The 14673-nt window shown below is 29.7% G+C and carries 13 protein-coding genes and 1 riboswitch; of the genes, 5 read left to right on the forward strand and 8 right to left on the reverse strand.

Features of this window, described 5'->3' with window-relative positions; all coding sequences use genetic code 11:
• Positions 1 to 26 precede the first annotated feature (26 nt).
• Positions 27 to 905 carry an SDR family oxidoreductase gene (locus tag OIF33_RS13745; RefSeq protein ID WP_322504834.1) on the reverse strand — a complete coding sequence of 293 codons (879 nt, stop codon included), beginning with the start codon at positions 903 to 905 and terminating at the stop codon, positions 27 to 29.
• 66 nt (positions 906 to 971) lie between these two features.
• The gene (locus OIF33_RS13750; RefSeq protein WP_322504835.1) at positions 972 to 1745 is read right to left on the reverse strand and encodes an SDR family oxidoreductase; all 774 of its coding nucleotides are present in this window, start codon (positions 1743 to 1745) and stop codon (positions 972 to 974) included.
• A gap of 182 nt (positions 1746 to 1927) precedes the next feature.
• Here OIF33_RS13750 and OIF33_RS13755 point away from each other — a divergent pair, with 182 nt between their 5' ends.
• Entirely contained in the window at positions 1928 to 3220 is a 1293-nt protein-coding gene (locus OIF33_RS13755; protein ID WP_322504836.1) for an NCS2 family permease, read from the forward strand.
• Between the two features lie 90 nt (positions 3221 to 3310).
• Positions 3311 to 3577 (forward strand): hypothetical protein, encoded by a 267-nt coding sequence (locus OIF33_RS13760; RefSeq protein WP_322504837.1) that lies wholly within the window; start codon positions 3311 to 3313, stop codon positions 3575 to 3577.
• A gap of 74 nt (positions 3578 to 3651) precedes the next feature.
• Here OIF33_RS13760 and hcp read toward each other — a convergent pair whose 3' ends face one another.
• A complete protein-coding gene (gene hcp, locus OIF33_RS13765) occupies positions 3652 to 5301 on the reverse strand; it encodes a hydroxylamine reductase (protein WP_322504838.1) in 1650 nt (549 codons plus the stop codon).
• Positions 5302 to 5606: 305 nt separating this feature from the next.
• On the opposite strand from hcp, the gene OIF33_RS13770 reads away from it, so the two are divergent.
• A complete protein-coding gene (locus OIF33_RS13770) occupies positions 5607 to 6956 on the forward strand; it encodes a YjiH family protein (RefSeq protein WP_322504839.1) in 1350 nt (449 codons plus the stop codon).
• A 41-nt stretch (positions 6957 to 6997) separates the two neighbouring features.
• Here OIF33_RS13770 and OIF33_RS13775 read toward each other — a convergent pair whose 3' ends face one another.
• The 4 genes from OIF33_RS13775 to OIF33_RS13790 all read right to left on the reverse strand — a co-directional run bounded on the left by OIF33_RS13775 (position 6998) and on the right by OIF33_RS13790 (position 11594).
• On the reverse strand, positions 6998 to 8287 hold the full coding sequence (locus tag OIF33_RS13775; RefSeq protein ID WP_322504840.1) for a homoserine dehydrogenase: 1290 nt from the start codon (positions 8285 to 8287) through the stop codon (positions 6998 to 7000).
• A gap of 32 nt (positions 8288 to 8319) precedes the next feature.
• On the reverse strand, positions 8320 to 9186 hold the full coding sequence (locus OIF33_RS13780; RefSeq protein ID WP_322504841.1) for a homoserine O-acetyltransferase/O-succinyltransferase family protein: 867 nt from the start codon (positions 9184 to 9186) through the stop codon (positions 8320 to 8322).
• Positions 9187 to 10473, reverse strand: coding sequence for an O-acetylhomoserine aminocarboxypropyltransferase/cysteine synthase family protein (locus tag OIF33_RS13785; protein ID WP_322504842.1), 1287 nt, complete (start codon positions 10471 to 10473; stop codon positions 9187 to 9189).
• A gap of 137 nt (positions 10474 to 10610) precedes the next feature.
• Positions 10611 to 10720, reverse strand: a riboswitch (SAM riboswitch).
• 91 nt (positions 10721 to 10811) lie between these two features.
• Positions 10812 to 11594 carry a staygreen family protein gene (locus OIF33_RS13790; RefSeq protein WP_322504843.1) on the reverse strand — a complete coding sequence of 261 codons (783 nt, stop codon included), beginning with the start codon at positions 11592 to 11594 and terminating at the stop codon, positions 10812 to 10814.
• A 132-nt stretch (positions 11595 to 11726) separates the two neighbouring features.
• Between OIF33_RS13790 and OIF33_RS13795 the strand changes: the two genes are divergently transcribed.
• The gene (locus OIF33_RS13795) at positions 11727 to 12320 is read left to right on the forward strand and encodes a sugar O-acetyltransferase (protein ID WP_322504844.1); all 594 of its coding nucleotides are present in this window, start codon (positions 11727 to 11729) and stop codon (positions 12318 to 12320) included.
• Positions 12321 to 12653: 333 nt separating this feature from the next.
• Entirely contained in the window at positions 12654 to 13127 is a 474-nt protein-coding gene (gene msrA / locus OIF33_RS13800; RefSeq protein ID WP_322504845.1) for a peptide-methionine (S)-S-oxide reductase MsrA, read from the forward strand.
• A 1-nt stretch (position 13128) separates the two neighbouring features.
• Here the strand turns inward: msrA and OIF33_RS13805 are convergent, their stop codons facing one another.
• Positions 13129 to 14616 (reverse strand): N-6 DNA methylase, encoded by a 1488-nt coding sequence (locus OIF33_RS13805; protein ID WP_322504846.1) that lies wholly within the window; start codon positions 14614 to 14616, stop codon positions 13129 to 13131.
• Positions 14617 to 14673: the final 57 nt, after the last annotated feature.

Here is a 14673-nt window from a genome sequence, read left to right on the forward strand (position 1 = left end):
ATATTCTAATATTTTAAATCGTGAAACTACCCATTTATAATTTCTCCACCATTTATATGTATTGTTATACCTGATATATATGATGATTCATTACAAGCTAAGAAAACATAAGCGCCTGCTAATTCTACTGGTTGCCCAGCTCTTCCCATAGGAGAATCACTTCCAAAGTTAGCAACCTTTCCTCCACCCATAGTTGAAGGTATAAGAGGTGTCCATATAGGTCCTGGGGCAACTGAATTTACCCTTATTCCTTTTGGAACAAGCATAGATGATAGAGTTCTTGTTAATGTTGTTAAAGCGCCTTTTGTACATGAATAATCAAGAAGAGTCTCATTTCCTCTATAAGCAACAATAGAAGTTGTGTTTATTATGCTAGCTCCACACTCCATATGTTTTAAAGCAGCTTTAGTCATATAAAAGGTTCCAAAAACATTTACTTTAAATGTATTTTCAAACTGCTCTGGTCCTATATCATCTAACGTTTTAGAATCATGTTGAACAGCAGCATTGTTAACTAATATATCTAGTTTTCCCCACTTATCAATAACCTTTTTAACACTTTCATTACAGAATTCAATTTTGGATATATCACCCTTTAAAACTAATACCTCAGCTCCTATATTTTCAATAAGCTCCTTAGTTTTGTTTGCATCTACATCCTCTTTATCTGTTAAATAAATAATACAAACCTTAGCACCTTCTCTAGCATAAGCTAAAGCTACTGCTCTTCCTATACCACTATCTCCTCCAGTGATTATAGCTACCTTATTTTTAAGCCTTTTTCCATCATTTATATATTCAGGCAACTCATATATAGGTAGAGGATTCATATCACTTTCTACTCCTGGATGAACACTTTGATTTTGAATTGGGAATTGTCTTGGGAATAAATTTTCATTACTCATAAATAATTTCCTCCTTAATATAACATTTAACTTTAACTCAATTATTTATAAGCTTATTATTCTCAATTATTTTTTACTTATAGCTTTACTTTGTATTTTCTTAACGATTTTTGCATTTAAAGTTATAGGTGAAACCTTAGATAAGAAAACTAATATTTTATTCATAAAACCTGGAATACATATAGCTTTATTTTTCATTAAAGCTTTATATCCTATTTCAGCAACTTCCTCGGCACTCATTGCCACATCTAAATCTCCTTTTCCTGCTCTCTTTGAAAAGCTAGTTTTTGTTGCTCCTGGACACAATGTAATCACATCAACACCTTTATCTTTAACTTCTTCTCTAAGAGCTTCTGAAAAGGATAAAACATATGCCTTACTTGCATAATAAACAGATATTAAAGGACCTGGTTGATATGCTCCTGTAGAGGCAACATTTAAGATTTTTCCACTTCCTTGATCTATCATATCCTTTAAAAACAATTTCGTTAATTTTGTTAAACTTATAATATTTACGTTTATTACATCTAATTGCTTTTGCCAATCTATTTCATTAAATTCTCCATTGAATCCTATACCAGCATTATTAATTAGTATATCCACTCTTCCTACATCATCTTTTATTTTTTTATATAAACTATCTATGCTCTCATTAAGACTAAGATCAGCCTTATATATGTAAGCACTTACAGATTTTTTCACTGAGAACTCTTGTAATTCTCTTAATTTTTCTAAATTTCTTCCTACTAAAATTGCATTATATCCATTTTCTATGAATATCTTAGAAAATTTATATCCAATTCCACTAGTTGCTCCTGTTATTAAAACTGTTTTTTTCATAAAAAATTCCCCTCTAAAAAATCCTTAATAAAACAATTATTATGTTTTTTACTAAATTGTCAAGTTTTTTCTGTAAACCTTTATTTTAAAAAACTTTATTAAACGTTTAACATATGATATAATAACACTTGCATCTATGATGTGGGAGGGTGAGGGCGCTATTTTTTTGAAAAGGAGAAAGGATGAAAAACTTTTTTAAACTTAAAGAACATGAAACAAATATAAGAACAGAATTACTTGCTGGTCTTACCTCATTTTTTGCTGCAGTTTATATAATTGTAGTAAATGCTAGCATACTTAGTGATGGAGGTGTCCCTGTTGAACCTCTTATAATAGCTACAGTTTTAGCAACATTAATTGGATGTGTACTAGTTGCACTACTAAGTAATGCTCCACTTATTATAATGCCTGGTATGGGGATTAATGCACTATTTACATATACCATAGTAACTACTATGGGTCTTACTTTCCAACAAGCTCTAGCATCTGTTATAGTAGCTGGATTATTGTTCATTGTGGTAGCGGTTACACCTTTAGCAGAAATTCTAACTAGCTCAATACCGAACTCATTGAAAGAAGCAATAACTGTTGGAATTGGTATTTTTATTACTTTCTTAGGATTACAAAAAGCTGGTCTAGTAGTAGGAAGCAGTTCAACACTTGTTGCATTAGGTGATATTTCATCTAAAGAAGTTATTGTTTTCTTCATAACTATGATAATAATGCTAATTTTATTTATAAAAAATGTACCAGGTTCATTCTTAATAGGAATTTTATCTGGAACTGTAATATCAATATTATTTGGAATCGTTGATTTATCAAGCTTCCAATTTTCACTACCTAATTTCAATGAATACAAAGAAGTCTTTATGTCAGCTGATTTTAGTGAAATATCTTCAGTTACATTCTGGGTTGCAACATTCTCACTAACTTTGGTTTTAGTATTTGAGAATATAGGATTACTTCATGGACAAATTGATGGTATGTTAAAACAACCTAGTAAAAGACAAAAGGCTCTTAATGCTGTTGCTTTTACCACTATAATTTGTGGTATTTGCGGTACTAGTCCTTCAGTTTCAACTGTAGAAGGTAGTGCTGGAATAGCTGCTGGTGGTAAAACAGGTTTAACTGCTATATTTGCAGGATTATTATTCTTAATATCAATCTTCTTTATACCAGTTATATCACTTATTCCAAACGCAGCAATAGCACCAGTATTAATAATAATCGGAGGATTAATGATTCAAAATATAGTTTCAATAAACTTTGAAGACTTTACAGAATCATTCCCTTCATTCATTACCTTAACTATAATACCTTTAACATTTAGTATAGTTGATGGTATTGCTTTTGGATTTATAGCTTATCCTATTTGTAAGTTAGCAACAAAGAAGTATAAAGACGTTTCAATCCCTATGTACGTTATATCAGCAATCTTTTTAATATATTTTATACTTCATGCAACTCAAATATAGCTTTAAACTATAAATTAAAATCCCTTATTGATATCAATAAGGGATTTTTTTTATATAATAGTTATATAGAAAAATTTAGGAGTATATTACATGGAACTCTTTAACTTATCTCCTGATCAACTTAATGCTCTTTGTATTCTAATAGCTAAAGATTTCTCTACTAAATATAATGCTGATCAACTCAATGTTTTAGGTAACTTTTTTATTGCTCTAGGTTCTAACATAGTAGTATATTCTGCTAGCTTTTCCTATTTTGATAGCTTAAAAGCTAAATCAAACAATAATTCAAATAATAATTCAAATAATAATTCAAACAATAATTCAAATAATAACTCAAGTAATAAAAATAAAGACTAGCATATGTATGTTAGTCTTTATTCTTTATTAATTTAACTAATGTTAAATATCAAATCTATATATTTTCTTCTTAACTATTCTCCTAGGAACATCTTCATATCATCTTCTACGTTTGTGATTCCACCAATACCAAAGTTTTCAACTAAAACTTTAGCTACATTTGGTGATAAGAATGCTGGTAGAGTTGGTCCTAAATGAATGTTTTTAACTCCTAAGTGTAATAATGATAGTAATACTATTACAGCTTTTTGTTCATACCATGCTATGTTGTAGCTTATTGGTAATTCATTTACACTACTTGTTCCAAATACTTCAGCAAGTTTTAAAGCTATTACAACTAATGAATATGAGTCATTACATTGTCCTGCATCTAAAACTCTTGGAATTCCATTTATATCTCCAAGTGGTAACTTATTATATTTATATTTAGCACATCCAGCTGTTAAGATAACAGTGTCTTTTGGTAATTTTTCAGCGAATTCTCTATAGTAATCTCTTGATTTAGCTCTTCCGTCACATCCAGCCATTACGAAGAATCTTCTTATTGCTCCTGATTTAACAGCATCTACTACTTGGTCTGCTAAAGCAAGAACTTGGTTATGAGCAAATCCCCCTACGATTTCTCCTGTTTCTATTTCTGTTGGAGCTTTGCAAGTTTTAGCTAACTCTATTATTTGTGAGAAATCTTTATGTCCATTTTCATCAGCTGTTATATGAGTACATCCTTCATATCCTACAGCCCCTGTTGTGAATATTCTTCCTCTATATGAATCTTGAACTGGTGTTATACAGTTTGTAGTCATTAATATAGGTCCATTGAATGATGCAAACTCTTTATTTTGTAACCACCATGCATTACCATAGTTTCCTGCAAAATGAGCATACTTTTTGAATTTTGGATAGTAGTGTCCTGGTAACATTTCACCATGAGTATAAACATCTACTCCAGTTCCTTCAGTTTGTTCTAATAACATTTCTAAGTCTTTTAAGTCATGTCCTGATATTAATATTCCTGGGTTATTTCTAACTCCTATATTAACTTTTGTTATTTCTGGATGACCATAAGTTGAAGTGTTAGCTTCATCTAATAATGCCATTCCATCAACACCAAATTTACCTGTTTCTAAAGCTAAAGCAGTTAATTCATCTGCACTTAATGAATCATCTAATATTTTAACTAAAGTTTCTGCCATGAATGCATGAACTTCTTCTTTATCATGTCCTAAGTTCATAGCGTGCTCCATATATGCAGCTAATCCTTTTAATCCATACATTATAAGCTCTCTTAAGCTTCTTATATCTTCGTTTTCTGTAGCTAATACTCCTACTTCTGAAGCTTTTGCTATCATTTCTTCGCTAGTTGTAGCTGTCCAAGTTGCACATCCTTTAAAGTCTGCTCCTACTGGATTTCCACCTTTAGCTTGCACTCTTTCTTTTAACTCTTCTCTTGCCGCTAAAGTATCTTTAACTCTTTTTTCTATTGCTTTAAAGTCAAAGTTTGCATTAGTAATAGTAATAAATAAGTTATCTATTATCATTCTATTTACTTTATTATCTACTATTCCTACTTTTCTTCCTTCATTAGCTACAGTAGCTAAACCTTTAGTAACAAAAATTAAAAGATCTTGTATTTTCGCTACATCTTCAGTTTTTCCACAAACACCTCTTACAGTACAACCTTTGCATCCTGCAGTTTCTTGACATTGAAAACAAAACATACTCATTATTCATTCCTCCATTTTTTTAATCTTTATATGTAAATTCTATTTTTAAGTTTCTTTTTATTAGGCAGCTCTCTTAGCTACCTTACATTTACGATTATACAATGTACATATCATGAACTCGGTAACTTATGTTACACCTTTAATAAATTTATTTAATAATAGAAATTTTTGTATAAAAACAGTTAGTTTCTGAATATTTATACATTATTCATTATTTTTATGCACATTTTTATTGATTTTATACATATTTTTATATATAATAAGCCTTGTACTAATTTATTTATTTAATAAAAGGGGGACTAATTTTGAAAACTAAATACAAATCGTCTGATTTACTAAAGTTTATAATTCCGTCGTTATTAGGAGTAATTCTTTTTATGGTTCCTATAAACGATGGTGGAAATATAACAATACCAGTAGCATTTTTCACAACTAGACTTAAGGATGTTATCGGAGATTATTTACCTACTTTATCAATGATAGTTGTTGTAATAGCTGCTTCATTAACAATAATAACTAAAGCATTTAAGCCAAAATTTATAATAGAGAATACTTTTTTAAACTCATTATTAAATGTTAACTGGATCTGGACAATCGGAAGATTATTAGGTGGATTATTTATAATATCAGCATTCACTGGAATAGGACCTGAAATAATAAAGTCTGACTCAACAGGTACATTCATATTAAATGATCTATTACCAACACTTATTGTTGTATTCTTCTTTGCAGGATTGTTCCTACCACTTCTTTTAAACTTCGGTTTATTAGAATTCTGTGGTGCTCTACTTACTAAAGTAATGAGACCATTATTTAAATTACCAGGTCGTTCATCAATTGACTGTATGACTTCTTGGTTAGGTGATGGAACTATTGGAGTATTACTTACTTCAAAGCAATATGAAGAAGGATTTTACACAGAAAGAGAAGCTTGTATAGTTAGTACAATGTTCTCAGTTGTTTCAATAACTTTTAGCTTTGTTGTTTTATCACAAGTTGGATTAGAGAATATGTTTATTCCATTCTACTTAACAGTTACTCTTGCTGGTGTAGTTGCTGCTATAATTCTTCCAAGAATTTGGCCTCTTAGTAAGAAACCAGATGCTTATTATAACAACTTAGAACCTAAGAATGCAGAAGATGTTCCAGAAGGATTTACTCCTTTTACTTTCGGACTTGCTAAGGCAGTTGAAAAAGCACAAAATGAAAGTAGCTTAAAGAAATTCTTCACTGATGGAATTAAAAATGTGCTTGAAATGTGGATAGGTGTTTTACCTGTAGTTATGGCAATGGGTACATTAGCTCTTATGGTAGCTGAATATACTCCTGTATTCCAATGGCTTGGAGTTCCTTTCATTCCTCTATTTAAGATTTTAGGAATTCCAGAAGCTGCTGCTGCATCTCAAACTGTTATAGTTGGATTTGCTGACATGTTCTTACCATCAGTTATAGCATCAAAAACTATTCTTAGTGATATGACTAAATTCGTAGTTGCTTGTGTTTCAGTAACTCAACTTATATATCTATCAGAGGTTGGAAGTGTTATTTTAGGATCAAAAATTCCACTAAACCTAAAAGAGTTATTTATGATTTTCTTAATGAGAACACTAGTTACTCTACCAGTTATAGCACTTGCAGCACACTTATTATTCTAAAAAGCAAAAGAGATTGTCATATGACAATCTCTTTTTTGTATTTAAAAATCCTCTATTCTTATAACATTATGAACTGTACAGATTTCTTCTAGTCTTTCTAACCCTTTGATTGCTTGCTTTATATTTTCTTCTTTTGTTTCATGGGTAGTTAATACTAACTTTATAAAATTATTTTTAACCTCCCTTTGAGCAATAGACTTAACATTCACATTACTCTTTCCAAATACATTAGTTACAGTTCCTAAAACTCCTATTTTATCTTCAACTGATATCATCATGTAATACTTGCTCTTTATTTCATCAAAACTTCTTGTTTCTCTAACCCAAAGATTATTCTTAGTTACTAATCCTTCTGCTTCTAAGCTTATATTATTTCTGATTATTGAAATTATATCACTTACTACAGCACTTCCTGTAGGTAAATCCCCTGCTCCCTTTCCATAAAACATTAAATCTCCCACAGCATTTCCCTTAACAAACACAGCATTAAATGAATCATGGACGTTAGCTAATGGATGTCTTTTAGGAATCATTGTTGGATGAACTCTAAGTTCTAATTCACCTTCTACCTCTTTAATAATTCCTAATAATTTTATTACATATCCAAATTGGTTTGCACACTCAATATCACTCTTTGTTATTCCTGTTATCCCCTCTCTATATACATTCTCTGTACTTATCTTTGTTCCAAAAGCCAGCGATGCTAATATTGATAGTTTGTATTGCGCATCATACCCCTCTATATCTGATGTTGGATCTGCTTCTGCATATCCTTTTTCTTGAGCCTCTTTTAATGCTTCATCAAAACTACTTCCCTCAAATTGCATCTTAGTCAAAATATAATTTGTGGTTCCATTTATTATTCCATAAAGACTTTCTATCTTATTGGCAGTTAAACTCTCATTTATTCCAGCTATTATTGGAATTCCCCCTGCAACACTAGCCTCGTAGTTTAGTCCTACACCCTCTTTATCAGCAATTTCATAGAGTTCATCTCCTTGAATTGCTAATAACATTTTGTTAGCAGTTACTATATGCTTTTTTCTTTTCATTGCATTAATTATATATTCTTTAGTTGGTTCTATTCCCCCCATAAGTTCAACAACAATCTTAATATCATCATCACTTAAAATATCATTATAGTCTGTAGTTAAAAGTTCCTTTGGAACATCAACACATCTCTTCTTATTGATATCTCTAACTAATATTTTGCTAATTTCAATATTATAACCAGAACGTTTTACAATCTCCTCTTTATTGGCATTGAATATCTTCCAAACTCCGCTGCCCACATTACCTAGCCCAAGTAATGCAATTTTTATACTCTTCATAAAATATTCCCCCTTAAAATATGCTTATTGCTTTAATTAAATGCTATACCCTGAATCCAATTCTTATATATTCTTTCAGCAGTCTTTTCCCAAGAAAATATTATATCCTTGCTTTCATCATTTCCTTGGAAATAATTTGTAGGAATCTCTATAAATTCTCCTTTAGCTTTATCTCTTAAGTACTCCTTTTTTAGCACGTCTTTACCATACTCTAAGTGTCCTAATATATAATAATCATTAGATTTTCCTTTTAAAAAAGTAAATTCCCCTAGTTCATTTTCAGCCAAAACCTGAAGATTTTTATTATTTAAAACATCTTCCTTACTTAAAGTTGAATGTCTTGAATGTGGTGCCTTAAATCCATTTTCTATTCCCTGCAAAATATCTCCTTTTTTAAGTATTTCATGCGAAAAAACTCCGAAGACCTTATTATCTAAAACAACTTTTCTAATTCCATAAAAATAATTTAAAGCTGCCTGTGCTCCCCAGCAAATATATAGAGCTTTCTTCTCATATTTTCTTAAGTAATCAAAAATTTCAATTAGCTCTTTAATGTATGAAACCTCACTAAACTCCAACTTCTCCAAAGGAGCTCCAGTTATAATCATTCCATCTAATCTATCCTTAATCTCATTAAAAGTTCTATAATTTTTCTCTAAATACTCTTTAGAGGTATGTTTTGATTTATGTGATTCTAATCTTATAAAATCAATATCTAAATCTTCTCCACATTTATATAGGATATTTAATATATGAACCTCAGTTTCTCCTTTAATTGGCATTAAATTTAAAACACCTATTCTTTTCCTTTTCTTTTTGCACTCCTTCTGAGAGAATATCTCATTAAGTCCTAATATTTTTATCCCCTCAAGTTCCAATGATTTAAAAAATAAACCCATTTATTCATCACCTAATTTACTAAAAGCTTGTTCAAAATCTTTTATTATATCTTCTATTCCTTCTATTCCTACAGAAACCCTAATTAAATCTTCAGTTACTCCAGCTTTTATTAAATCCTCTGAAGAAAGTTGTCTGTGTGTTGTACTAGCTGGATGTAAAAGAGTAGTTCTAACATCTCCTAAGTGAACTACCAACTGAGCTAACTGTAAGTTATCTATAAACTTCTTAGCAGCCTCTCTTCCTCCTCTTATTCCAAAAGATAAAAGTCCAGAAGCACCCTTTGTAAAGTATTCTCTAGCTAGCTCATAATCTTTATGAGATTCTAAAAGAGGATAGTCAACCCAAGTTACATTTTCATTTTTTTCTAAAAATCTAGCTAATGTTAAAGCATTTGAACTATGTCTTTCCATTCTAAGATGTAATGTTTCTAAACCTATATTAGTTAGATAAGCATTAAATGGACTTGTTGTGCATCCTAAATCTCTAAGCAAAGTAACTCTAAGCTTAGTTATATAAGCTGCCTCCCCAAAAGTTTCAACATACTTAAGTCCATGATAACTTTCATCTGGTTCAACTAAACATGAAAACTTTCCATTATCCCAATTAAAGTTCCCTCCATCAACAATTATTCCGCCAAGAGCTAATGAATGACCATCTGAATACTTACTAGTTGAATGAACAACTATATTAGCTCCATGTTCTAGTGGATTAAATAAGTATGGTGTCGCAACTGTATTATCTACTATTAATGGAATTCCATTTGATTTGGCAACCTTAGAGAATTTTTTCATGTCTAAAATCCTTAAAGATGGATTTCCTAAGCTTTCCCCAATTATAAGCTTAGTATTATCCTTTATGCTTTCTTCTAACTCACCTTCACTACAATCTGGAGATACGAAGGTAGTATCTATTCCTAATTTCTTTAATGTTGTTCCTAAAAGATTAAATGTTCCTCCATAAACCGTTGATAAAACTACTATATGTTCTCCTGCCTTACAAATATTCAAAACTGCTAATAATACTGCAGATTGTCCAGATGATACTGATACTGCACCTACACCAACTTCTAAAGCTAAAAACTTCTCTTCTAAATTGCTAACTGTTGGATTACTTATTCTAGTGTATATATGTCCATCTTCTTTTAAATCAAAAAGATTAGCTACCTGATCACAACTTTCAAACTTATATGATGTACTTTGTACTAATGGCTGAGTCACTGGCTCACCTGATTTAGGATTAAATCCTCCTCTTATACATAATGTGTCCTTACTAAAATTTTTACTCATTTTAAAGCCCCCTCTTTTATTAGCTAGCAATCTTTTATTAATTAAATATCTCCAAAAATAAAAGCTATTCCTCAGTCCTTAAGACAAAGAAATAGCTCTAAATGCATAATAAAAAATCACGCAAATATCTCTACAATCTCTTATCTCTCAGGATTTCTCCTTGCAGGATTTAGCACAATTCTGATCTATGATGATCAGCTGTTGCTAGGCTTCATAGGGCCAGTCCCTCCACCGTTCTTAATAAAAGATATATACTAGTTTTTTTAATTTTAAAACAATTATAATGTATTAAAATTCCATTTACAATATTATTATAAAATTTAAACATTAAATTTTATTTATCTAGGATTTTTAACGCTTATAGTTGTAACTTTATTAGGTGTTACTAAGAATTCAATTATAAGATTATTATATACTGGTTGCATTTCACCAACTTTAACTCCAACATAAATTTTATAATTAAATTCACACTCATTATCTGTTCTACCCTTAATTAGCTCTAGAACTTGTACATCCTTTAAACAATAATACATGTCCTTTTTATATAACTTTACAACCTCTTCCTTGATATATGGATTTAAAAGAGTAACTATAAATTGATTTGTTAGAGGATCTTTATCATTAAAAATACTCTCTTCCATATAAGTCTCTTCCTTATTGTTAGTAGATTCCATTCTAACATTATAATCATTAATGGATCCATAATTTTCAATCTTATTAAACTCTTCATAAGCAGATATGAATCTTACTAGTATTCTACTATTTAATAATTCCTTATGATCTTCTAAGAATTTTCTATCACCATATCTTATTGCTGATAAAGCTAAAGGCAACTCTTTTCTAAAAATCATATTTCTCTTTGCAGCTTCGTCTCTACCTCCCATTCCATCAACATAAACATATACCTTTAAAATAAATCTATCATCTATTCTCTTCCAGTCACCAAAAACCTCATCTCTTTTCATTGAATTTATTTTATCATATGCGTATGTTAATGCTGTTGTTAGAAACAATTCTCCTGTTTCATCACTATGAACTAATGTGTACTTTCTCCCCTCTATTGGTTCTTCATCTTTAATTCCATTCCTAAATTCTAAATTTAACATCTTAGGATTAAACATTATCTAACACCTCAAAAAAATAATATTAGCTATTCACTATATGAATTTTTAACTATATTTATGCCTAAATGGTGAAAAATAACTAGTTTATTGCTAAAATGAACTTGAGAATATACTATGGAGGAATTATATATGATTATGACAGAAAAAGAAAAAATGTTAGCGGGATTACCTTATGATCCTCAAGATAAAGAGTTAACTAAAGGTAGACTTAGAGCAAGAATTTTATTTCAAAAGTTTAACAACTTAGATCTTCCTAATAATGAAGAAGATGCTGATGAAGTATTTAAAGAGAGAAGTAATATTTTAAAAGAGCTATTTGGTTCAACTGGTGAAAGTATATATATAGAACCTAACTTTAAATGTGATTATGGATACAACATATCAGTAGGAGATAATTTCTATGCAAATTTTGATTGTGTTATGCTTGATGTTTGTAAAATTACAATAGGAGAAAACTGTTTCATTGCACCTGGTGTTCATATCTACACAGCAACTCATCCAATAGATCCTATTGAAAGACTAAAATCTGAATTTGGTAAACCTGTAACAATAGGTGATAATGTTTGGATAGGAGGACATGCTACAATAAATCCAGGAGTTACTATAGGAAATAATGTTGTTATAGCATCTGGAGCAGTTGTGACTAAAGATGTCCCTAATAACGTAGTTGTAGGTGGAAATCCAGCTAAAATAATAAAAGAAATTGAGGTTAGCCAAGCTTAAATAAAATAGGTTTTATCAAAATAACTTATTAGAAGTTTTGATACAACCTTTTTCTATTTTAAACCAACTTTGTTTATAACACTTTCTACAGGGTCTTTAACATTCTTTTCATAAGAGGTTTGATTTTCTTTTAACTAAAACTACTTGGTAAAAAGAAAACTCAATAACAGTGCATACTATTAAAATAATTAAAAATAATAAAAAAATGAATATTAATATTATATTATCCTCATATTCATTAACTTAATTTATAATAACATTAACAGGTTTTTACACATTATATAACGGTTATTACTCCTAATTTCAACGAATATTTTATAGAGGTGATTTATTATGAAAAAGATTGTATTAGCAGGTGGTTGTTTTTGGGGTGTTGAAGAGTTCTTATCAAGAATTAATGGCGTGATAGATACAGAAGTTGGTTATGCCAATGGTCGTACGCAAAATCCAACCTATGAAGAAATATGTACTAAAAATACTTATTTTGCTGAAGTTTGCCTTGTAACTTATGATGAAACTATAATATCTCTTAAAGAGTTATTAGACAACTTTTGGACAATAATAGATCCAACATCATTAAATAAACAAGGAAATGACGTTGGTAGCCAATATAGAACTGGTATTTACTATGTAGACCCTTCTGATTTAAAAGAAATTTTAGATAGTAAAGATGAAATTCAAAAATCTTATTCTAAAAAGGTAGTAACTGAAGTAAAACCATTAGAAAACTATTATAAGGCTGAAGAATATCATCAAAAATATTTAAAAAAGAATCCTAATGGTTACTGTCACATAAAACTAGACTAAACTAAGTAACTTCAACTAAATGCTTTTTAAATTCTAAAATAAACGCTTTAGACTCTTCTGATATTTTAGCAACATGATTAACTATTTTATCTATGGCATCTAATTCTGCTTCTATACTAAAGTTTTTTTTCCTAAGTTTATAGGATTTTTGAGCTAAATACATAAGTTTATCTTTTTCATCTTTAGTAAAGTTTAATAGCGGTATTCTAGATACATATCCTGAGGTTATCATGTTGCTTCTTATTAAAGCTCCTCTAACAAGATAAGTTACTAAAGATGAGTTTAGATAAGCTAATAACCACCAAACGTCCTCAGATTCACATATTATATTTGGATTAACTCCGAAAGTAGAATCTCTAGGTAATATACAGGCATTAAAAGAAACTCCCATAGATGAACATGTTATTCCACCCTTATACAACATATCTTTATTTCTAACATTAAAATTCGAAACTCTTTTTTCTATTTCTAAAAAATCTTCATGAAGATATATCTCTCTATCTGTATAAAACTTATCCTTTCCTGGATTTTTGTAAAAAGGAATATTAAATTTATTTTCCTTGTATTTAGATAAATACTCTTTATCATTACCTGTAGAAATTCCAGTTATACACTTAAACTTTTCTCCTAATCTAGTATTATTGAATAATTTCCTTATATCACTAGGACATTCTATTATAAACTCTAAATTATCCTTTTTATTATGAAGAATAATTTCTCCTAAGCTATAATACCGTTCCTTAACTTCTTTTCTAATATCCTTTATCAATAGTTCTTTAAACTCTTCCAAGGATTTTGACCTATTATTTACAATAATATCTTTTTGATACTTAGTTCCTTTTCTTAAAATAAGTATGCTTGTCCTAACATCAGCCCCCTGTGTATGAAAAAGCTCTCTAGGACACATAGTTATTTCATATATGGAACATTCCTTAAGTATCTTTTTTCTAAGTTCCTTATAATTTTTAGCCGAAAAAAAAGAATCATTAGTAATAAGACCAATAACAGCCCCTTCCTTAGCCTTATCTATTATTGCTGCCATAAACATGCTATACATGTTATGTACTCCCACCTCATGAAAGTACTCTTTTAACATATCCTTGTTATTCCTTATAAAATCTACCTCATGACAATTATATGGTGGATTAGCAATATAATAATCATAATCCCATTCACCATCATATTTATGAATACAATAATGCTTAATAAAGTTTTCTTTCCTAAATTCACACCTATAATTTTTCTTATATCTTATTAAGTCCATGCCAATTGTCTTTATCCCTAAATCACTAAAATAGTCTGTTAGCTCTTCTTTTCCACAACATGGATCAAATAATGTTTTTCCTTGATTGTTTACTTCCATAATTCTTTTTCCTATATATCTTGCAACGAATGCAGGTGTAGCATAATATCCTATTTCTCTAACATCAATAATATCCTTATACTCTATGCTAATTTGCTTATATAAGCATTTTTCTTTTCTTCCCATAAAAAAACCTCGCATTAACAAGAAATATTTTCCTATTTTATTTTACCACATTTTTCT

The organism is Clostridium sp. LIBA-8841 (genome assembly GCF_034439435.1).
In the GTDB taxonomy this organism is placed as follows: domain Bacteria; phylum Bacillota; class Clostridia; order Clostridiales; family Clostridiaceae; genus Sarcina.